The organism is Actinomadura oligospora ATCC 43269 (assembly GCF_000518265.1).
Classification (GTDB): Bacteria; Actinomycetota; Actinomycetes; order Streptosporangiales; family Streptosporangiaceae; genus Spirillospora; species Spirillospora oligospora.
This window is the reverse complement of record NZ_JADG01000003.1, coordinates 595,263-615,244: the sequence shown is the minus strand read 5'-3', so window position 1 is coordinate 615,244 and position 19,982 is coordinate 595,263. Positions and strand designations below refer to the sequence as shown.

The window sequence follows — 19,982 nt, the reverse complement described above, 5'->3', positions numbered from 1 at the left end:
GGGCCGTCCGGTCAGGGACGGGTCAGGCGGACGTAGCCGTAGGGGTTGAAGGAGAGGTCGTCGGGGTCCTCGAAGTGGCAGTCGCCGGTGCGGAGGATCCAGCGGGGCGCGTCCTCGGTCAGGCGGAAGCCCTCGCCGTCCTCGATCTCCTCGCCGCGCGGGTCGGTGAGCAGGTAGAGGGCGAGGGCGTCCAGGTGGACGCGCCGCTCGCGCGCCGACATGTCCTCGTGGATCTCGATCTCCACCTCGGGCGCGCCCAGCAGGTGCATGCCGCAGGTCCGGGACACCTCGCCGTCCCGGACCGGACGCTTCACCCACGCCTCGACGAGCGCGAGGGCCAGGGCCTCCCCCGTGGCCTCGGACGCGTCGTCGGCGATGCCCAGCCAGCGCTCGCGCCCGTGCGTGAGGCGGCTGCCCTCGTGCTTCACCGCCGTGGCGCCGGACCGCAGCAGCGCGGCCGTCGCCGCCAGGAGCCGCCGCGAGGTGTCGGCCGCGAGCTCGCGCATCATCGGCGCGGACAGCAGGTAGGCGACCGTGTCGTGGGATTCGACCGCGGCCCGGTCGGCGTCCTCGAAGGACACCGCCGCGCCGCTCGCCGCGAACGCCTCCGGCATCCGGTCGTCGGGTTCGGACGCGGAGTACTCGTGGTCGAGCACGAACCCGCCGAACCCGGCGGCGACGCGTTCGACCTCGGCGAGGTCCAGGCCGGTGCCGAGGACGCACAGGACGTGCTGCGGAAAGGCATCGCTCATCCCCGGAAGGTTAGTGATCTTCCGGTCGAACCGTGGCGTTTCGCAGCATCCCGGTCACGCGGCGGGGTCGCGGCCCGGTCCCGAAGCAGAACCCGCCGTGCGACCTCGCGGGCGTCCATGCCCGCCCGCACTCGCTGGATCACTGTGGGCGATGATGTTCTCACGGAGGGGAGGCGGGCGGCCGGAAGGGGACGGGCCATGGGGACACCGCGGCGGACCGCTCTCCGCAGGCTGTGGGACCTGCGGTACGAGGTGTCGCTGGTCCTGACGCTGGGCGGGCTGGTCGCGGGAGGCGTGGCCTGGTGGGCGGGCGCGCGGGGCGTCGCGGACGTCCTCTGGACGATCGTGACGGCGGCGGTGCTCGTCCCGGCCGTGTGGTGGGTCGTGGAAGGGCTGCGGCGGCACAGTGTCGGCAGCGACGTGATCGCGGTGCTGGCCCTGGCCGGGGCCCTCGCCACGGCCGAGTACCTGGCGGGCGCGGTGATCGGCGTGATGCTCACCGGCGGGCAGGCCCTGGAGCGCCGGGCCGGACGGCGCGCGCAGCGGGACCTCGGGGCGCTGCTCTCGCTGGCCCCGCGCGTCGCGCACCGCGAGGACGCCGGGAGCGTCACGACCGTCGACGTCGCCGAGGTGCGTCCCGGCGACCGGCTGCAGGTCCGGGCGGGCGAGGTCGTCCCGGTGGACGGGCGGGTCGAGGAGGGTCCCGCCGTCCTGGACGAGTCGACGCTCACCGGGGAGCCGCTGCCGGTCGAGCGGCACACGGGCGAGGAGGCGCAAGGCGGGACCGTCAACGCGGGCGGGCCGTTCCCGCTGCGGGCCACCACGGACGCGTCGTCCAGCGCCTATGCCGGGGTCGTCCGGCTGGCGCGGGAGGCCGCGGCCGGGTCCGCCCCGTTCGTCCGGCTCGCCGACCGGTACGCCGGGCTGTTCCTGCCGGTGACGCTCGTCCTGGCGGGCGTGGCGTGGGCGGCGGCCCGGGACCCGGTCCGGGCGGTCGCGGTGCTGGTCGTCGCGACGCCGTGCCCGCTGATCCTCGCCGCGCCGATCGCCTACGTCTCCGGGCTGTCGCGCTGCGCCCGGCGCGGCGTGGTCGTCAAGGGCGGCGGCGCGCTGGAGCGGCTCGCCCGCGCCCGCGTCCTGCTATTCGACAAGACCGGCACCGTCACCACCGGACGGCCCGAGCTGTTCGACGTCGTGACGCGCGACGGCGTCGACCCCGGCGAGGTCCTGGCCGCCGCCGCGTCCCTGGACCAGGTGTCGCCGCACGTGCTGGCCACCGCGATCGTGCGGGGCGCCCGCGACCGCGACCTGCCGCTGAGCCTGCCCGCCGAGGTCTCCGAGGAGGCCGGGCAGGGCGTGCGCGGCCTGGTCGGCGCGCGTCCCGTGGCGGTCGGCAAGGCCGCCTGGGCGGGCTCGGAGCCCGGTGACGCCGCGTGGCTCGGCCGCGTCCGGTCCCGGGCCGCGGCGCGCGGCGCCATCACGGTGTTCGTGGGCCTCGACGACCGGCTGGCGGGGACGCTGCTGCTGCGCGACCGGATCCGTCCCGACGCGGCGCGCACGTTCCAGATGCTCCGGCACACCGGGATCGAACGGGCCGTGATGGTGACCGGGGACCGGGAGGCCGTCGCGCGCCCGATCGCGGACCTGGTCGGGGCGGACGAGGTCCACGCCGAGCAGACCCCGGCCGGGAAGGTCGCGATCGTCCGCGCCGAGACCGAGCACGCCGCGACCGTGATGGCCGGGGACGGCGTCAACGACGCCCCGGCCCTCGCGTCCGCCGGGGTCGGCGTGGCGCTCGGGGCCCGGGGCGCGACCGCGTCGTCCGAGGCGGCCGACGTGGTGATCACCGTCGACCGGTTCGAGCGGCTCGCCGAGAGCCTCGCCATCGCGCGCCGCACCCAGCGGATCGCCCGGGAGAGCGTCGTGGGCGGGATGGGCCTGTCGCTGGCGGCGATGGTCGTCGCGGCGTTCGGGCTGCTCACCCCCGCGCTCGGCGCCGTCGTCCAGGAGGTCGTCGACCTGGCGGCCATCTTCGCCGCGCTGCGGGCCCTCGGCCCCGGCCGCGACCGCTGGCCCCGGCTGCGCGGCGACGCCGCCGAGCTCGTCCGGGACCTGGACCAGGAGCACCGTGGGCTGTGGCCGCGCATCGAGGGGCTGCCCGCCCTGGCGGACGCCCTGACCGGTCCCGACGCCGCCGCCCGCGAGGCCGCCGACGCCGAGCTCACCTCGTTCCTCCACGACCTGGCCGAGCACGAGCGCCGCGACGAGACGCTGCTCTACCCGGCCGTCGCGTCCGCGCTCGGCGGATCCGACCCGACGGGCGCGATGAGCCGCGCGCACGCCGAGATCGCCGAGCAGTCCCGCCGCATCGACCTGCTCCGGGACGAGCTGAAGGAGAACCACGGCCGCACCGGGCACGCGGACGAAGACGGGCCCGGCCGCGCCGAAACGCGCGCCGAGCTGCGCCGCGCCATCGGGGACCTGGCCGCCGTCCTGCGCCTGCACTTCACGCAGGAGGAGGAGCACTACTTCGTCCTCGCCGACACCCCGTCGCACACCGAGGGCTGACCGCCGGGCCCGCGGCGCCTCACGATCCGGCGGGCGGGACGACCACGACCGCGCACGGAGCCTGCACGAGCATGGCGCCGGTCGTGGAGCCGACGCGGAGCCGGTCGATGCCGCCCGCGCCGCGCCTTCCCACCACGAGCAGGTCGGCGGTCTCCGCGGCCTCGAACAGCGCCTCGCGCGGCGAGGTGACGGTCAGCGCCGTCTGGACGTCCACCTGCGGATACTTGGTGCTCCAGGACGCCACCGACTGCTCCAGCTCGGCGCCGCGCACCTGCCGCAGCCGCTCCCGGTCGGCGAACAGGGACAGCTCGTCGGCCGAGGCGGCGCTCGGCTCCCAGCAGCCGTACACCACGCGCAGCGTCCACCCGCGCACCGCCGCCTCCTCGTACGCGAACGCCAGCGCCGCGTCCGACCCGGACGAGCCGTCGAAGCCCGCCACGACGCGCCGGTGCTCGCCGCCGCCCCCGGGCCGCACCACGACGACGGGACGCGGGGCGCGGGCGGGCAGCCGCATCGAGGTCGACCCGAGCGCCATCTCGGCCGGGTCGTGGCCCCCGACCACGATCATCTCGGCCTCGCCGGACAGGTGGATCAGCGCCGCGTCGGCCGGGCCGTCCGCCAGGTACCCCTTCACCGGGACGGCCGGGGCGACGTCCCTGACGCGCAGGACGCCCTGGTCGAGCAGGTTCTGCCCCATGCGCCGAACGATCGCCGCGCCCTCGTTGTCGATGTACTTGACCGAATAGGGCCAGCGCCACGCGTGGCAGACGTTCAGCGCCAGTCTCCGCAGCTTGGCCTCGGCCGCGGCCCAGCGCAGGGCGCGTTCGCCGTCGGGCGTGGCGTCATAGCCGACGAGGATGGAGGAACCCCAGCTCATCATGCCGTCCTTCCGCTCAGTCCCTCCCGTCGCGCGCCTCACCCCAGAGTCGCACGCCGGGCTTGAGGGCCCCCACGCCAGCCCACGCTCCGGGGACCACCGTGCGCGTCCCCGCCCGCCTCACCAGGCGGACGTGGGTTCGCGCCGCGTGACGTCCTCGGCCGCCCTCCGGACGGACGCCATCTGCTCACCCGCCGGAACGCCGAGCCGCATCAGCATCTGGGGATGGGCGCCGGAGCAGAACCGCTCGCCGATGAACGCGCGCAGCTCCGGAATCTCCAGCGCCTGGGTGTGGAAGGCCGCCGACAGCCCGGCGTCCACCCCGGCGCGCAGCAGCACCCGCTGCAGGGCCTCCCCTGCCCGCAGCCATGCGCGCGCCGTGTCGTCACTGGTCACCAGCAGCGCCACCAGGCCGGTGGACAGGTCGCCCGCAGGCTCGCGCCCGCCGCCACCCTCACCGTCGCCGCCTCCGCCTTCGCTTTCGCTTTCGCTTTCGCTTTCGGTGACGCCCCATCCCTGCCCGCGGGCGAAGTCCCGGGCCGGGAAGTGCGGCTCGGTGGAGACGTCCTCGCTCCGGTAGGCGTCGTCCAGCAGGCCCTCCCGGCGGGTGCTGCCCGGCCGGGGCGCCCACCCGGCGACCTCCTGCCGGTACTCGATGGTGGCGCGCTCCAGGTGGTCGGCGGCCTGGGTCAGCCCGGCCAGCGCGCCCTGGACGTGCTCATCGGCCGCCACGAGGAACCGGGCGCCCCCGGACTCGGCCTCCCGCTCGAGCGTCTCCAGCACCGAGGAGGCGACGGGATCGCCGCGGAACGCCCCGCGGTGGGTCCGCCGCCGGAAGATCTCCTCGTACAGCCGGCCCTGGTCGGGGTCGGTGGCGGCGTCCTCCCCGGTGCCGGCGCCGATCACCACGGTCGCCAGCAGGTACGGCCGGTCCGGATCGGGCAGCAGGAGCACGTCCGGCTCATGTCCCAGGTGCCGGATCGCCAGGCGGAGGGTGTACAGCGCGGCCCCGCAACTGATCATCATCTCCCGTCCGCTGGGGTCGGCGACCACGATCCGCCGGTCGGGATCGGCGCGCAGCGCGATCCGCCGGTCGTCCTCGACGCCGAACTTCCACGGCTGGGTGTTGTACACCGACGGCGCCCAGATCGCGGCCTCGATCGCGCGCTCGGCAACGGTCCTGGCCGTGGCCTCCATGGCCGGCTCCCTTCCAGCGGGTCCCGCGTCTCAGACCGCGTGCGCGTGGTCCGCGCCACACGCCTCGCCGTCGGGACGTCCTCGCCTTCGTCAGTTGGCGAAGCCGCCCTCGGGCTGGATGATCTCCAGGTTGGTGCCGTCCGGGTCGTTGAAGTAGGCGACCTTGGTGCCGAGCGCCGCCTCGGGGGTGACCTCGCCCGCGAGGAAGGTGTAGTCGTCGCCGAGGAAGTCGTATCCGGCGTCCTTCATGCGCCGGTGCACCGCGTCGAAGTCGTCGACCTTGAAGCACAGGTGCATGGAGCCCGGACGGTTCGCGACGCCGTTGGTCCGCTGCCCGACCGGTTCCTGGAACTGGATGAGGTCGATGCCGACGTTGTCCAGGTTGAACGTGGCGTACCGCAGTTTCGCGGTGGGCAGCCCCTGGGAGCCGCCGAACGGGACGCTGTTCATGGTCTCGTCCGCGACGACGGGGTCGGTTCCGGTGAGGGCCTTGTAGAACGCGATCGACACGTCCAGGTCCGAGACCGAGATGCCGACGTGGGCGGCCCGGGTGAGGCCGATCGGGGTGCTGGAGACAGCCATGCCCATCCCTTCCCTTCTTTGCGCCCTCTGCGTTCGGCGGCAACGCAAGGCGGGTCCGATAAGTACCGTCCCGAACCGATTCTTCCGTCGCTTCCCCCATGACCACACCAAGGGCCGACAAGGCCACCACCAGGCCATCGCCCCTCACTCCCCAAAACCACCATTCCGGACACCCTGCGGGACGGCACGCGCGCCTCCCCCTCGTCCGCCGATCACCGACTCCGCCGCGCCGGTCGCCCCGCCGACGGTGGCCGCCGCGCTCGGCGTGTTCGTCGCCCTGGTCTGCCTGTGGGCGACCTTCTTCGGCGGCGGCGAGGAGGTCGTGACGCGCCGGGTCGCGACCACGGCCGACCCGCTGCTGCCCGTCCGCCGCGCGGTGAACGGCAAGTACGGCACCCTCGCGGGCCTGGTGCTCCTGGCGGTCGGGGCCGAGCTGCTGATCGCCCCCCCACCGGCCCCGGCGGCGCCCGGCTGGGCCTGCTCCTGTTCGGCGGCCCGATCCTGTACCTGCTCACGCAGGCGTGGTGGTACCACGTCACCACCAAGCGCGCCTGGAGGCCCCGGCTGCTCGCGTGCGCCGCCTGCGCCGCCGCCGGAATCGCGGCCGGGTGGCCGCCGCCGCTGGTCTCGGTCCTGCTCCTGGACGCCATCCTCGTCGTCCTGTCCGTCACCCTCCTACGGGTTCACCGCGAGCTGATCCGAACACTCCCCATCGCGTCCGCGCCCTAGGCGGGCGCTCATTCGCGGCCGGGGCGGTCGACGTCGGCCCAGAGGCTGGGCAGGTTGACGACGACGCCCTCCTGGGTGCTGCGGGCGATGACCACGACCGCCTCCTCGTCCGCGGACGGGTTCTCCTCGCGGTGCGGGACGTACGGCGGGACGAACACGTAGTCGCCCGGCGAGGTCTCGACGCGCACCTCGCGGTCGCCCTCGGCGAACACGAACACCGGGTGCCCGGACACCACGTAGATCGCGGTCTCGGCCTCGCCGTGGTGGTGGTCGCCGGAGTTCGTCTCCGGGCCGACGTGCGTGCGGCCCATCCACAGCCGTTCGGAGCCGACCGTCCGGCCGGAGATCGCCTCCAGCCGCCGCATGCCCGAGGTCTGCGCGGTGTCGCCGGTCAGCGCGTCGCCGCGCACATGCTCGATCCGGGTGTGCCAGGCCGCCGTGCCGGACGCCTCGTCCGCCGTCCTCGCGTCTTCGCTCGCGTCGCTCACGGCCCGATTCTGCCACCGCCGCCCGGACGCCCCCGGACCGGTGTGAGGCGGCCCGGCCTCAGCAGTCACTCCCGTCACTCTTTGCCTCTGCCAGACCTTCCGTTACCCACGCGAAGACCCTACACTCCGCAGTGTCGATAGTTGATTACTCTCAGTATCCGAATTGTGGGATTTCGGGGAGCGTGAGGACGCGTGAACGAACCGGCCCGGGAGGCGGCGGACCAGCTGGTGCGGCTCACCAGGCTCATCCTGCGGGCCGGGGAGCCCGCCGTCCCCGAGCCGGACGACGGCGCGACCCGCATCCTGCGGCACAACCAGGCCACGCTGACCGCGCGCGAGACGGAGGTCTTCGGTCTCATCGTCGCGGGCCACTGCAACGCCCTGCTCGCCGAGCTGCTCGACATCTCCGAACGCGCGATGGAGCAGCACCTCGCGACGCTGCTGGCCGAGTTCGCGCTGCCCGAGACGCGCGGCGAACGGCTCGCCCCCGCGACCGGCCCGAAGTCCGCGGGGCACGGCCGGATCGCGGCGCTGCTGATCATCCCGATCACCGGGACGGTCCTCATCGGCGGGGCCGCCGCCGCGTTCGCCCTCCAGTCACCGGTGTCGTCCCGCGCGCCGTCCCCCGAGAAGGCCCCGCCGCCCACGAGCCACAGGCGGACGGCCGAGTCGGCGGCAGCCTCGGCCGACACCGCGCGAGCGCCGAGACGGAAACCCCACCCGTCCCGATCAGCCCCCTCCCCCGCGTCGGCGTCCCCTTCTGCGTCGGCGTCTCGGCGACGGTCGCGCTTACCGTCCGGGACGGCGACCGCCACGTCCTTCTGGGACCCGGCCACCGCCCGTGGCGCGCGCATGTCCCACCGGACGGTCGCCAGCCCCTACTGGCCGCTCGGCACCCGCGTCCGGATCGTCTACCGCGGGCACCGCGTCACCGGCGTCGTGGAGGACTTCGGACCCGCCGACTGGGCGATCGCGCAGCACGACGTCCCCGCCATCGTCGACCTGTCCGAGGAGATGATGGCGGAGCTGACCGGGATGCGCGCCGAGTCCGTCCACGTCCGGTTCGAGGTGCTGAGCTGGGGCCACGGCGACGTGTACCGCGACTCCGGCCCCGGCTACGCCCTCGCCTTCGGCCGCGACGACTGACGCCGGAGATCCGGGGTCGTCCACGGGAACTCGCGTTCCTCCCGCGCGCCACCGCGCCGCTGACTACCGTCATGATCATGAACCTCGAGGAGATCGGCGACGCGTGGCGGCTCGCCCTGGCCGACCGCGACCCGCACGTCATCGCGCGGCTGCTGCGGCACAGTTCGGCACGCGCGGGCCTGCTCCAGCGCGACGAGCGGCTGCGGTCGAGCGACACGGCGGAGCTGCGCGGGCTCCTGCTGCTGGGCGGCGACGACGACATCCCGTTCGCCGCGGACTCCCCGTGGGGTGTGCCGCCCGGCGCGAACCTCGCCGAGGCCCTGGAGCACGTCTGGGCTCCCGTCGCCGGTCGCTGCCCGCGTTTCCTCGCGGCGCTGCGCGCGGAAGTGCTGGGCATGGCGCTGGTCGCCCTGGACGGCGAACACCTGCTCGGGTACCTGTATCTCGCCGACCGCTCGCAAGACCTGCCGCGCACCCTGGCGGACCTGCCGGGTTCGGAGCACGGCAAGCTGGAGATCCTGTGGGGCGCGGCACCGGCCCGCCTCGGCCCCGCGGACATCGTCCCCCTGCTGGACGAGCCGCTCCCCGCCCCCGTCCGCGACCTCGCGGCGGTCCACGCCTCCCTCACGTCCTTCGACTTCGTCCAGCGGCTCGACCGCTTCACCACCACGCTCGGCGCGTCGATCATCGAGAACCACGCGGGCGAGGATCCCGCCGACTACGACGAGGACGACGAGTTCGTCCGCGCGACGAACGGCGAGTTCGACCGTCATGTCCGGTTCTGCACCTGCGACTCCGCCGCCGAGGCCTACTTCCTCGACATGACCGATCGCGACCCGGACGGGAGCCCCCGGGTCGCGCTGTCGGGCATCAACGGCGACTCCGAGCCCCCTGGGACGCCCTTCTGGGACTGGGTCGACGAGGCGCTGCCGTCCCTGCTCTTCTGCGTTTGAGGACCGGTCCGATCGTCCTCGCCCGCGCTCGTCACTCCTCGTCGGAGTCGGGCGCGCGGGTGGGGGCGGTGAGGGGCAGGCGGACCTGGAAGCGGGTGTCGCCCGGCGTCGAGGCGACCTGGATGTCGCCGCCGTGCCGTCCGACCACGATGCGCCAGGAGATGTCCAGGCCGAGGCCGGTGCCGCGGCCGACGGGCTTGGTCGTGAAGAACGGCGTGAAGATGCGGTCGAGGTTCTCCTCCGGGATGCCGCCGCCCGTGTCGGCGATCTCGACCACGGCCTGGCCGTTCTCGCGGAACGTCCGGACGGTGAGGGTCCCCGAGCCGTCCATGGCGTCCAGGGCGTTGACGATCAGGTTCGTCCAGACCTGGTTCAGTTCGGCGGCGTACACCGGGACGGGCGGCAGGTCGGACGCGTAGTCGGTGCGGACCCGCACGTCCGGCGGGACCTTGCGCTTCAGCATGGTGAGGGTGCTGTCGAGCAGGGTGCGCAGGTCGACGCTCTGGTGGTCGGCGCGGTCGAGCTGGGAGTACTGGCGGGCCGAGTCGAGCAGGCCGGTGATCCGGGTGGTCGCCTCGGAGATCTCCGCCTGGAGCTGCGCGACCTCCAGCGTCTCGGTGAGCCAGGCCATCGCGGTGCCGATCCGGTCCCCGGCGATCTCGGCGACCCGCTCCGCGTCGTCCACGCCGATCCCGGCGGCGACCAGGGCGGGCGCGAGGTCCCAGGCGTCGTCGACGCCGTGCTCGTCCAGCCAGTCGCCGAGCTCGTCCTCGGCGTCGCTGACCGCGATCGGGTCGCGGGACGGCTGGGAGTGCCCGTCGCCGACCAGGCGGTCGTGGAGCGCGACGAGGCGGGCGATGTGCTCGCAGTCCACGCCGCCCGAGGCCAGCTCGACCAGGCGCTTCTGCGCGCCGACGAGCCGGTCCCCCAGCTCGGCCGCCGCGCGCGCCGCCGCCGCGGCAGGGTTGTTCAGCTCATGGGTGAGCCCGGCGGTGATGGTGCCGAGCGCGGTCAGCCGCTCCCGCTGGTCCACCAGGCGCCGGGCGTTGTTCATCCCGAAGAACACGCCCTCGAGCAGGTGCGTCGCCATCGGGAACCACGAGCGGACGGCCTTGCCGAACTTGCGGGCGGGCAGCTCGAACATCCGGGACGGGCGCAGGGCGCGCAGCGTGTGCGCGTACCGCTGCTCGATCCGCTCGCCGATGTAGGCCTGCACCGCGCCGCCGTAGACCCCGGGCGTCCCGGACCGGGTCATCTCCACGGGATGGTCGCGGACCTGCTGCGTCATCGCGACCTGGCCGTCCAGCAGGACGTAGAAGAACTCGGCCGGGTCGCCCTGCGCGCAGATGGTCTCGCCCGCGGCGTAGGTCCGCTCGCAGCCGTAGGTCGCCAGCCACTTCAGCTTCTCGTCGTCCAGGTCCTCGAACAGGAACAGGCGGCGCAGCTCGGCTGGCTCGACGGCGGTCATGCTTCCTCCTCGGCCATCCATGATCCACTGCTCGTTTCTCGAAACCAGAGCAGCGTAGTCGAAGGTTCCCCGGGAGGGCCTCGGCAGGTGAGGCTTCCCGAGGGGATAGTCGGCTCGGAAAGACCAGGTCAGCGTCTGGAAAAGTCCAGTTCTCGGGCCGCTTCCGGGGGTACTGGTCCAAGCCGGATAGGGACGGCGTCGGGGAGCCGAGGCCGACATCTCCAGGGAAGGACGCTCTGTGATGTCCCGAACAAACCTGTGCGACACCGTGCGATCACCCGCTCCGACGTGCCGGCCGTGGCGAGGCCGCGTCGTGAGCGCGACGGTTCTCGTGGCGGCGCTGGCGATCGCGGGATCCGCCTGCGGCTCGTCCGGCAACTCGTCCAAGTCGAACAGCACCGAATCGCACAGTCCCGCCATGACCATCACGCCCCCCACCTCCACGCCCACGTCCCCACCTGTCGCCAGGGCCGGGGGGACGGTCGCGGCGGCGACGGTGGGCAACCTGGGCAAGGTGCTGGTCGACGGCAAGGGCAGGACCGTGTACCTGTTCGAGAAGGACCACGGCACCACGTCGTCCTGCTCCGGTGCGTGCGCGGCGGTGTGGCCGCCGGTCATCACCACGGGCAAGCCGCAGGCCGGCTCGGGCGCGAAGGCGTCGATGCTCGGCACCACCAGCAGGAGCGGCGGCAAGACGCAGGTGACCTACGGCGGGCATCCGCTCTACTACTACACGCCGGACGCCGGCATGAAGGGCAGCGCCAAGGGCCAGGGCCTCAACCAGTTCGGTGGCGGCTGGTACGTGGTGTCCCCCGCCGGCAAGAAGGTCGAGCAGGGTGGTGATCACGGCGGTGGCGGTGGCGGTGGTTACTGACCCGCCGCGCCGTCGGGCCACCCCCGCATGGCGGAGGTGGTCCGCTGTCGTGGCCGGGGTGCTGCTGGCCGCTGCTTGTTCCTTCGCGACCAATTCGCGGCATCCCGGCCACCAGCGACTCTCGACGGCGGCCGTGCCGCCGCTCGGGCGCATCATCGTGGACGACAAGGGCCGCACGCTGTACCTGTTCGTCGCCGACCCGCCGAACCGGTCCAGCTGCTTCGGCGCGTGCGCGAGCATCTGGCCTCCGGCCACCACCCAGGGACGGCCCGGAGCGTCCGGCGGGGCTCAGGCGGGCCTGCTGACCACGATCGCCCGTCCGGACGGTCCGCGCCAGCTCGTCTACGCCGGGCATCCGCTGTACTACTACCAGGCCGACACCGGACGCGGCGACACCCACGGCCAGGGCATCACCCAGTTCGGCGCGCCGTGGTTCGCCGTCAGCCCTCAGGGACAGATCCAGGCCACAGGGAGTGCGCATGGCCGCGTCCAACGCTGAACGCGGCGCGGCGACCGGCGCGGGCGCGCTCGTTCCGGCCCTGCTGCGGTATCTGGCCGTGCTGCTGCTGTTCGGGGTCGGCGCCGTCCACCTGTACGAGTACGTCGCCGACCACTACCGCGTCATCCCGACCATCGGCGGTCTGTTCGCGGCCAACGTCGTGAGTGCGGTCGTGCTGGGGCTCGTCCTGGCCGCGCCGCCGACGTCCCTGCGCTTTCTGCGGTCCTTGCCGATCGTCCGGTCGGTGCCGCTCGTCGGACGGGCCCCGCACGTGCTCGTCGCGCTCGCCGCCATCGTGTTCCTCGTCGGCACGATCATCGGCCTGCTCGTCAGCGAGCAGGCCACCCTCTTCGGCTTCCACGAGTACGGCTACCGAGCCGCCGTCTGGCTGGCGCTCGGCCTGGAGACGGCCGCCGTCCTGGCCCTCGTCGCGTTCGTCGCCCTGGAAGCGCGCCGAGTGGCCTCGGAAACGTCCGGCGAGTGAAGCCACCCGGCACGGTGGCGGCGCGGACCTTCAGGGCCTCTCGGCGCAGCCGCCGCCTGTCGGCGGCTCCTACGCGGCCAGTTTCTCGAGGCCGGTCCGAACCCAGCTGAGGCCCAGTTCGTCGGCCATGGTCCGGGCGGTCTCGACGAGGGTGGCGCGCTCGGGATCGTCCGCGGGCAACTCGGCGGCGAGCAGCAGTTGGGCGGCGGCGATCTGCGGACGCAGGCCGACCGCGGAACGCAGATGGAGCGAGCGTCGCAGCATCCGCACCCCCTCTTCGCGATCGCCGCCCTCGATCACGTGCCAGGCCAGGTGGCGGAGCACGATGGACTCGAGAATCGGGTCGCCCTCCCGTTGGGAGGCTTCGAGAGCCCTGGCGTAGTGCGCCTTCGCGGCGACACCGTCTTCACGGACGTTGTCCACGAGCGCGCCCCAGTGGAACTCGGCCCATCCGTGCGCCTTCGGGTCGGCGGAGGCGAAGCGGTACCCGGCCTCCGCGGTCTCGTAGTCCCCCGGCAGCGGGTCCAGCTGGAAGAGCAGCCGGGTGTAGGCCAGCCGGGCGGCGAGCAGACGGCCTTGCGTCGACTCCGGATCGAGGGCCGCTATCGCGTCGGCCGCGGCCTCGATGCCGTCGAGCCGGAACAGGAACCGCTCGTACAGGATCTCGGCCTTCAGTTCGAGAGCCTCGGCGCTCTCCTCCGCGTCCAGCAGCGCGGCGGCATGGTCCCAGTCGCCGAGCACATGGAGGCGCCGGGCCGTGTCGAGCATCGTGTAGGTGTCATTAACCGTCATGCCGCCTACGCTAGAAGTCGGACCTGTAGGTGGTCAAGATGGTTACGCCAACTACATGGAAGCCGTGCGTCCGCCTGGCGGCCGAATCGGTGACCGGTGGGCGCGATTCCCGGCCACGGCTACGTCCCAGGTAATCGCTCCGGCTATCGGACGTTCCCTAACGTCGTGGACATCGAGGAAACAACGTCGAACAAGGGGACGCCGATGACCACGACAGCCACGACCCGCCGCTCGACCGGCCTGTTCGCCGACGGCAGCCGCCTGCTGCGGCTGGCACTGCGCTTGGACGCGATCGTGACCGGCGCCAACGGCCTGCTCTACCTCGCCCTGGCCGCTCCACTCCAGGACCTGCTCGGACTCGACACCGGCACCGGACGGGCACTGGGCGCGTTCCTCCTGCTGTACGCCGCCGCCGTGTGGGTCATCTCGATGTCCGCCCGGCCCCGGCGGGGCGCCGTGACGGCCGTGATCGAGGCGAACGCGCTGTGGACGGCGCTCAGTGTCATCACCGTGGTCGCAGGCTGGTTCTCGCTGAGCACCGTCGGGGCCGTGTGGGCGGTGCTCCAGGCCGTCGTCGTCGCCGGTTTCGGAGCCCTCCAGTACACGGCGCTACGCCGCACACGCTGAAGCCGAAGGGTCGCGCGCCACGGCCAGCCGGTTCACCCGCCGACGCGACCCGCGAGGTCAGCGGCGGATGAGGCCGAGGTCGGTGGCGGTGGCGACGGCGGCGGTGCGCGAGTCGACGCCGAGCTTGGCGTAGACCCGGGCCAGATGGGACTTGACGGTGCCCTCGGTCAGGTGGAGCCGGTCGCCGATGGCCTGGTTGGACAGGCCGCCGGCGACCAGGGCGAGCACCTCGGTCTCGCGCCGGGTCAGGGTGACGGCCGGTGTGCGCAGCCGGTTCATCAGGCGGTCGGCGACCGTGGGTGCCAGCGTGGTGCGTCCGGCGGCCGCGGTGCGCACGGCGGCGGCCAGGTCCTCGGGCGGGGCGTCCTTGAGGAGGTAGCCGGTGGCTCCGGCCTCGATGGCGGGCAGGGTGTCGGCGTCGGAGTCGTAGGTGGTGACGATCAGCACGCGGGGCGCTCCCGGCCGCGCGGTGATCTGGGCGGTGGCGTCGGCCCCGCCCATCCCCTTGCCGAACTGCAGGTCCATCAGCACCACGTCGATGTCGCCCTCGGCGGCGCGGGTGACGGCGTCCTCGGCGGTGGCGGCCTCGGCCACCACGACCAGGCCGGGCTCGGTCTCCAGCACCGCGCGCAGCCCGGCCCGCACGACGGGGTGGTCGTCGGCCAGCAGCAGGCGGATGGGCGTGTCGGTCATCGGCGGGCCTCACGTTCGGTCTCGGCCGGTGCGACGAGGGGCACACAGGCGGTCAGGGTGGTGCCGTGGCCGGGGGCCGAGTCGACGGTCAGGACGCCTCCGAGGGCCTGGGCGCGGGCGCGCATGGCGGGCAGCCCGAACCCGCCGGTCTCGGGGTCGGGGACGGGCGGGTGGGCGGGGTCGAAGCCGCGCCCGTCGTCGACGACGTCCAGGGTGACCCGGTCACCGAGGTAGCCGAGCGTGATGTCGGCGGTGGTGGCCTCGGCGTGGCGGACGGTGTTGGCCAGGGCGGACTGGGCGATGCGCAGCAGCGCGACCTCGTGCGCGGTCGCCAGCGGGGCGGGGTCGCCGATGAGACGGAAGCGCGCGGTGAGCCGGTGCCGGGTGGACGTCGTGGCGCACAGGCGTTCCAGGGCGCCCGCCAGGGTGGTGTCGTCCAGGGCGGGCGGGGTGAGGGCGGCGACGAAGCGCCGGGCCTCGGTGAGGTTGTCCACGGCGGCCTGACGGGCCGCCTCGACGTGACGGGCGGCGGCGTCGGGCTTGCCGGGGAGGGCGCGTTCGGCGGCGCGCAGCAGCAGCTGGATGCTGGACAGGCCCTGGGCGAGGGTGTCGTGGATCTCGCGGGCCAGCCGCTCGCGCTCGGCGAGGACACCGGCGGTGTGCTCGGCCCGGGCCAGGTCGGCGCGGGTGGCGGTGAGCTCCTCGATCAGCCGCCTGCGCCGCTCGCTCTCCCGGTACAGCGCCTGGTATCCCCACACCACCGCGACGGCGACGGCGGCGCCGAGCCCGGGACCGATCAGGAAGGGCGGGCTGAAGGAGCCCGTATGACCGGCGAACCCGGCGCCCGCCGCCGCGGCGGTCGCGATCACGGCGACCAGGCCGGCGCGACGCGGCAGCAGGTGGAGCTGGAGGAAGTACAGCGGGAAGGCCAACCAGACCGCCTCCGGCGACAGGGCCAGCAGCGCCAGCCACGCGGCGCCCACGGCGGCCAGCCACCAGGCGGCGGCCCGCCGGGACAGCCGGACGCGGGGCAGCAGCGGCCCGGCGGCGTACACCAGCGCGCACGCCGCCGCGGCGACGGCGATCCATCCGGCGTGCGCCCGGTCGTCGGCGACGGCCCGGCCGACGGCCAGGACGAGCAGGCCGACGACCAGCAGGTGCAGGCACCAGGCCAGGGCACGGGTGGTCGGGGTCAGGTCGGGAGCGGCGGTCTTCACAGTGCCTCCCAGGCTACGAGGCCGGGCGTCCAGCGGCCTCCATCGAAAGTTAGAGACCGCGTCACGTCCTTCGGCCCGCCAAGTGCGGTCCTGGGCCAGATGTGCGCTGGTTCCCCGGCGGCGAGAGTGGAGTCGTACCGCTTCCACCCACCGGAAAGGACAGGCCGAGGCCGTGTTCGTCGCCTGGAGAGATCTGAGGTTCGCCAAGGGGCGCTTCGCCCTGATGGGAGCCGTCATCGTCCTGATCACCCTGCTGGTCGGGCTGCTGTCGGGGCTGACGGCGGGCCTGGGCCGCCAGAACATCTCCGCGATCACGGGACTGCCCGCCGACAAGATCGCGTTCCAGGCTCCGAGCGGCGGCCAGGGCCCGTCCTACTCCGACTCCACCGTCACCCGGGCACAGTGGCAGCGGTGGAGCGGGGCTCCCGGCGTGCGGAGCGCCGATCCCCTGGGGATCACCACGACCAAGGCCACCGCCGGGAACCGCAGCACGGCCGTCTCCGCGTTCGGCGTCCAGCCCGGCTCCCACCTCGCCCCGGACAGCGACAAGATCAGCGACGGCGCGGTCGTGCTGTCGACCGCCGCCGCCGATGATCTCGGCGTGCAGCCGGGCGGCTCCCTCACCGTCGCGGGGCGGCGGCTGAAGGTCGCCGCCGTGCGGGGCGACGCCTCCTTCAGCCACACCCCGGTGATCTGGACCAGCCTGGCCACCTGGCAGAAGATCGCGCCGCCCACCGGAAGCGGCGACGGCCCGACCGCCACCGTCATCGCCCTCAGCACCACGTCCGGGGCCGACACGGCGGCCATCGACAAGCAGGCCGGGACAAAGACGGTCTCCACCCGGGACTCGCTGTCGGCGATCGGCTCCTACACCTCCGAGAACGGCTCGCTGCAGCTGATGCGCGGCTTCCTGTTCGCCATCTCCGCCCTGGTCATCGGGGCCTTCTTCACGGTGTGGACCATCCAGCGCAGCGGCGACGTCGCCGTCCTCAAGGCCCTGGGCGCCTCCACCGCCGACCTGCTCAAGGACGCCCTCGGCCAGGCCCTCGTCCTGCTCACCGCCGGCACCCTGATCGGCACCGGCATCGCCGCCGCCCTGGGAGCGCTGGTGGTCGGCTCCGCCGTGCCCTTCCTGCTCACACCCGGCACGATCCTCATCCCGGCCGCCGTGATCATCCTGCTGGGCGCCCTCGGAGCCGCCCTGTCCATCCGCCGCATCACCTCCGTCGACCCTCTGACCGCCCTGGGGAGCGTCCGATGAGCCTGGTCCTGACCGACATCACTCTCACCTACCCCGACGGCGACACCCGCCTGACCGCCCTCGACCAGGTCAGCCTCCAGGTCCCCGAGGGCAGCCTGACCGCCGTGGTCGGCCCCTCCGGGTCCGGCAAGTCCAGCCTGCTCGCCGTCGCGGCCACCCTGATCGCCCCCGACTCCGGCACCGTCACCGTCGACGGCGCCTCCACCACCGGCCTGACCCGGCGCGAGCTGGCCGAGCTGCGCCGCCACAAGATCGGGATCGTCTTCCAGCAGCCCAACCTGCTGCCCTCGCTCACCGCGGCCGAGCAGTTGCAGGTCATGGCCCGGATCGCCGGGCGCAGCGCCCACGCGGCCCGGGGCCGGGCGATGGAGCTCCTGGACGCGGTCGGCCTGACCGACAAGGCCGACCGCCGTCCCCACCAGCTCTCCGGCGGCCAGCGCCAGCGCGTCAACATCGCCCGGGCCCTGATGAACGACCCCACCGTCCTGCTGGTGGACGAACCGACCAGCGCCCTCGACCACGAACGCGGCGCCGCCGTCATCGACCTGATCACCGGCCTCACCCACCAGCGGTCCACCGCCACGGTCCTGGTCACCCACGACCGCACCCACCTCACCGCCGTCGACCAGGTCGCCGAGGTCCACGACGGCCGCCTCCGGCTACCGGCGTCCAGTCAGTGAGCCGGGAGTCCACGACGCGTCATGCGCCTCCGCCCATGTCCCAGGTCTCGCGGCGGCCTGACAGGGTGGAGGACGGTCCGCCCCGGGACGGCTCGTACCGGCTGATCGGAACCAGCAGGACCGCGGCGACCAGGAGCACCCCGGCCAGCCCCGCCCAGCCGAGCAGGCTCGCGTCGTCCACCAGCCAGGCGAACAACGTCGGCGCCGCCACCATGCTCACATCGCCGCCCAGCCTGAACACGCCCTGGTACTGACCGAGCGCGCTCTCCGGGGCGAGACCGTAGACGAGCCCCCAGGTGCCCGCCGCCGAATAGATCTCCCCGACCACCAGCACGGCCGCCATGGTGACCACGATGACGACCGCCGCCACGGTGTGGTCCGTGAGGGCCGAGAGCGGAAGCAGCGCGACGGCCACGGCGTACAGGACTCCCCCTTTGCGCGCCGCCCGCGCGGAGGTCGGCACGTCGGTGACCCTGCGCGAGGCCGGTATCTGCAGCAGGACGACCCCGAACGTGCTGATCGTGGTGACCAGCGGCACCAGCCACAACGGCCAGTGCCGATGGGAGGAGACCCAGAGAGGGAGGGCGACCGTCGGCACGGAGACCGGCAGCGTGAGAACGCCGCTCGCGACCGTCAGGGCAAGGAGCCGCCTGTCGCGAAGGACCCCGAACCGCTGTCGCCCGGCTGGAGAGCGGTCCTCGCACCCGCTCGCCGCGCTCTCCGTACGATCCGTGCTCTCGGCGGAGGCGGGCGTCTCGGTGGCCTGGGATCTGGCGAGGTGGACGAGCACGCTCGCGGCGACGAACATCAGCGCCTCGACGGCGAAGCCGACCTCGAAGACGCGTTTCGACCCGTCCGAGACCAGGAGCGCGCCGAGCCCCAGACCGGCGAGCATCGCCGAGTTGCTCATCGTCTTGACGACCGCGCGGTAGCGCACCCGGCGGTCCACCGCGATCGTCCGGCCGACCAGGACGGACATCACCGTCGCGCTGCCCCGTCCGCAGACCATCAGCACACACAGCAGGACCAGTGCCGTCCAGGGGGCGGCGAAGATGATCGCCACGGTGCCTGCGCACATGGTCCACATCAGGACGGCGTACAGCCGGAACGCGTCGAACCGGTCCGCCAGGTAACCCGCGACCGGCCCGGACGCGATCCCGAGGAAGGCGGCGAGGCTCATCCCCGCGCCGTAGGCGGCGGCGCTGAGGTGGACGTGCCGGAGCAGGTAGAGGGCGAGGACGGAGTAGGAGATCCCGGTGCCGACGTGCAGGATCGCCAGGCCGAGCGCGAGGAGCCGCTCCTGGCGGCCCGCCAGCTCGTCGAGGTTCATGGCTCGCAGCAGTCGTCGCGTCATCGACCGCGCGCTCCCGCGTGGAGGGAGTCGTCCCAGCGTCCGAGGGTGGAGGCGAACGTCTCGCGTGCCGCCCGGCGGGATTGGTCGTCCTGGGAGACGAACCCGGTGAGCGTCCGGCGGACGGCGTCCCCGGCGGTGCGGTCCACCCGGTGGATCTGGTGGACCGTGCCCGCCTTCACGAGAACGAGCCGATTCGGTCTCGGCAGGACGGCCACCGGGCTGGTCGGACACCTGTCGAGCAGGCGCTCCATCAGCACGGACGGATCCGGGTGGGCCGGAACGGATCCGAGGAGCGGCTCCGGGTCCTCGTCGAGGAGCAGCAGTTCGCCGCCCCACGACGGACGCCACCTCTGGTGGAGGAAGAGGATGAACTCGCCGCGGCGTCCGCCGCCCTCGTCGTTGTGCCAGCCCAGGCGGCTCCCGGCGGGGTACTTCCAGAAGGTGAACCCGACGCGGTTCCAGTCCGTGCCACCCACGCCGTACAGCTCCGGGTGTGATCGGACCGTGCGCGTCACCTCTCGGTACACGCGCGGACGTCCCGGGACGTCCGCCCCGCCCAGTTCCTCGGTGAACTGCGTTCCCCTGGAGCGGTAGGCGGGGCCGTCGTCATCGGGGGCGATGACGCTGTCGACCTTGGTGTAGTCCGCGCGATCGACCATGCCCCGCGTGGCGACGAGGGCCGCCTCGTCCAGGAAGTCGTCGATGACCAGGAAACGTCTGCCGCGTTGCGCGACTCTCATG

The 19,982-nt window shown here is 73.4% G+C and carries 21 protein-coding genes; 10 read left to right on the top strand and 11 right to left on the bottom strand.

What is annotated here, in order from left to right; all coding sequences use genetic code 11:
• Positions 1–11: 11 nt before the first annotated feature.
• Positions 12–752: a hypothetical protein gene (locus P696_RS0102455; protein WP_026411089.1), complete on the bottom strand. Its 741-nt coding sequence runs from the start codon at positions 750–752 to the stop codon at positions 12–14.
• A 198-nt stretch (positions 753–950) separates the two neighbouring features.
• Here P696_RS0102455 and P696_RS0102450 point away from each other — a divergent pair, with 198 nt between their 5' ends.
• Positions 951–3,320, top strand: coding sequence for a heavy metal translocating P-type ATPase (locus P696_RS0102450; RefSeq protein ID WP_026411088.1), 2,370 nt, complete (start codon positions 951–953; stop codon positions 3,318–3,320).
• Positions 3,321–3,339: 19 nt separating this feature from the next.
• Here the strand turns inward: P696_RS0102450 and P696_RS0102445 are convergent, their stop codons facing one another.
• The 3 genes from P696_RS0102445 to P696_RS0102435 all read right to left on the bottom strand — a co-directional run bounded on the left by P696_RS0102445 (position 3,340) and on the right by P696_RS0102435 (position 5,976).
• The gene (locus tag P696_RS0102445; protein WP_084336791.1) at positions 3,340–4,197 is read right to left on the bottom strand and encodes a universal stress protein; all 858 of its coding nucleotides are present in this window, start codon (positions 4,195–4,197) and stop codon (positions 3,340–3,342) included.
• 120 nt (positions 4,198–4,317) lie between these two features.
• Positions 4,318–5,394, bottom strand: coding sequence for an Acg family FMN-binding oxidoreductase (locus tag P696_RS0102440; protein WP_026411086.1), 1,077 nt, complete (start codon positions 5,392–5,394; stop codon positions 4,318–4,320).
• A 90-nt stretch (positions 5,395–5,484) separates the two neighbouring features.
• Complete coding sequence (locus P696_RS0102435; protein WP_051466814.1) at positions 5,485–5,976, bottom strand: VOC family protein; 492 nt, start codon at positions 5,974–5,976, stop codon at positions 5,485–5,487.
• Positions 5,977–6,223: 247 nt separating this feature from the next.
• Between P696_RS0102435 and P696_RS59005 the strand changes: the two genes are divergently transcribed.
• Entirely contained in the window at positions 6,224–6,673 is a 450-nt protein-coding gene (locus P696_RS59005) for a hypothetical protein (protein ID WP_170026293.1), read from the top strand.
• 40 nt (positions 6,674–6,713) lie between these two features.
• On the opposite strand, the gene P696_RS0102425 is transcribed toward P696_RS59005, so the two are convergent.
• Positions 6,714–7,193, bottom strand: a complete 480-nt coding sequence (locus P696_RS0102425) for a cupin domain-containing protein (RefSeq protein WP_034482745.1) — start codon at positions 7,191–7,193, stop codon at positions 6,714–6,716.
• A 192-nt stretch (positions 7,194–7,385) separates the two neighbouring features.
• On the opposite strand from P696_RS0102425, the gene P696_RS51950 reads away from it, so the two are divergent.
• Both P696_RS51950 and P696_RS0102415 read left to right on the top strand, forming a co-directional pair.
• Positions 7,386–8,339, top strand: coding sequence for a LuxR C-terminal-related transcriptional regulator (locus P696_RS51950; RefSeq protein ID WP_026411082.1), 954 nt, complete (start codon positions 7,386–7,388; stop codon positions 8,337–8,339).
• 77 nt (positions 8,340–8,416) lie between these two features.
• Positions 8,417–9,292, top strand: a complete 876-nt coding sequence (locus tag P696_RS0102415) for a hypothetical protein (protein WP_026411081.1) — start codon at positions 8,417–8,419, stop codon at positions 9,290–9,292.
• A 31-nt stretch (positions 9,293–9,323) separates the two neighbouring features.
• Here the strand turns inward: P696_RS0102415 and P696_RS0102410 are convergent, their stop codons facing one another.
• On the bottom strand, positions 9,324–10,760 hold the full coding sequence (locus P696_RS0102410) for an ATP-binding protein (protein ID WP_026411080.1): 1,437 nt from the start codon (positions 10,758–10,760) through the stop codon (positions 9,324–9,326).
• A 313-nt stretch (positions 10,761–11,073) separates the two neighbouring features.
• On the opposite strand from P696_RS0102410, the gene P696_RS53560 reads away from it, so the two are divergent.
• Genes P696_RS53560 through P696_RS0102395 form a run of 3 tightly spaced genes read left to right on the top strand, consistent with a single transcriptional unit; the run spans position 11,074 to position 12,617 of the window.
• Positions 11,074–11,634, top strand: coding sequence for a COG4315 family predicted lipoprotein (locus P696_RS53560; RefSeq protein WP_026411079.1), 561 nt, complete (start codon positions 11,074–11,076; stop codon positions 11,632–11,634).
• A gap of 49 nt (positions 11,635–11,683) precedes the next feature.
• A complete protein-coding gene (locus P696_RS42725; protein WP_211245586.1) occupies positions 11,684–12,133 on the top strand; it encodes a COG4315 family predicted lipoprotein in 450 nt (149 codons plus the stop codon).
• Complete coding sequence (locus P696_RS0102395; RefSeq protein WP_026411077.1) at positions 12,114–12,617, top strand: hypothetical protein; 504 nt, start codon at positions 12,114–12,116, stop codon at positions 12,615–12,617. Before P696_RS42725 ends, P696_RS0102395 begins: the two co-directional genes overlap by 20 nt.
• Positions 12,618–12,686: 69 nt before the next feature.
• On the opposite strand, the gene P696_RS0102390 is transcribed toward P696_RS0102395, so the two are convergent.
• Positions 12,687–13,409, bottom strand: a complete 723-nt coding sequence (locus P696_RS0102390; protein ID WP_026411076.1) for a hypothetical protein — start codon at positions 13,407–13,409, stop codon at positions 12,687–12,689.
• A gap of 204 nt (positions 13,410–13,613) precedes the next feature.
• On the opposite strand from P696_RS0102390, the gene P696_RS0102385 reads away from it, so the two are divergent.
• Complete coding sequence (locus P696_RS0102385; RefSeq protein WP_026411075.1) at positions 13,614–14,036, top strand: hypothetical protein; 423 nt, start codon at positions 13,614–13,616, stop codon at positions 14,034–14,036.
• Positions 14,037–14,093: 57 nt separating this feature from the next.
• Here P696_RS0102385 and P696_RS0102380 read toward each other — a convergent pair whose 3' ends face one another.
• Together P696_RS0102380 and P696_RS58645 are read right to left on the bottom strand one after the other, a co-directional pair.
• Positions 14,094–14,729: a response regulator gene (locus P696_RS0102380; protein WP_026411074.1), complete on the bottom strand. Its 636-nt coding sequence runs from the start codon at positions 14,727–14,729 to the stop codon at positions 14,094–14,096.
• Positions 14,726–15,946, bottom strand: coding sequence for a sensor histidine kinase (locus tag P696_RS58645; RefSeq protein WP_026411073.1), 1,221 nt, complete (start codon positions 15,944–15,946; stop codon positions 14,726–14,728). The genes P696_RS0102380 and P696_RS58645 overlap by 4 nt, the downstream gene beginning before the upstream one ends.
• 172 nt (positions 15,947–16,118) lie before the next feature.
• Here P696_RS58645 and P696_RS0102370 point away from each other — a divergent pair, with 172 nt between their 5' ends.
• Both P696_RS0102370 and P696_RS0102365 read left to right on the top strand, forming a co-directional pair.
• Positions 16,119–17,207 carry an ABC transporter permease gene (locus tag P696_RS0102370; protein WP_026411072.1) on the top strand — a complete coding sequence of 363 codons (1,089 nt, stop codon included), beginning with the start codon at positions 16,119–16,121 and terminating at the stop codon, positions 17,205–17,207.
• A complete protein-coding gene (locus tag P696_RS0102365; protein ID WP_026411071.1) occupies positions 17,204–17,887 on the top strand; it encodes an ABC transporter ATP-binding protein in 684 nt (227 codons plus the stop codon). Before P696_RS0102370 ends, P696_RS0102365 begins: the two co-directional genes overlap by 4 nt.
• A 19-nt stretch (positions 17,888–17,906) precedes the next feature.
• Here P696_RS0102365 and P696_RS0102360 read toward each other — a convergent pair whose 3' ends face one another.
• Positions 17,907–19,241, bottom strand: coding sequence for an MFS transporter (locus P696_RS0102360; RefSeq protein WP_084336675.1), 1,335 nt, complete (start codon positions 19,239–19,241; stop codon positions 17,907–17,909).
• Positions 19,238–19,981, bottom strand: coding sequence for a 2OG-Fe(II) oxygenase (locus P696_RS51945; protein ID WP_157429474.1), 744 nt, complete (start codon positions 19,979–19,981; stop codon positions 19,238–19,240). Before P696_RS51945 ends, P696_RS0102360 begins: the two co-directional genes overlap by 4 nt.
• Position 19,982: the final 1 nt, after the last annotated feature.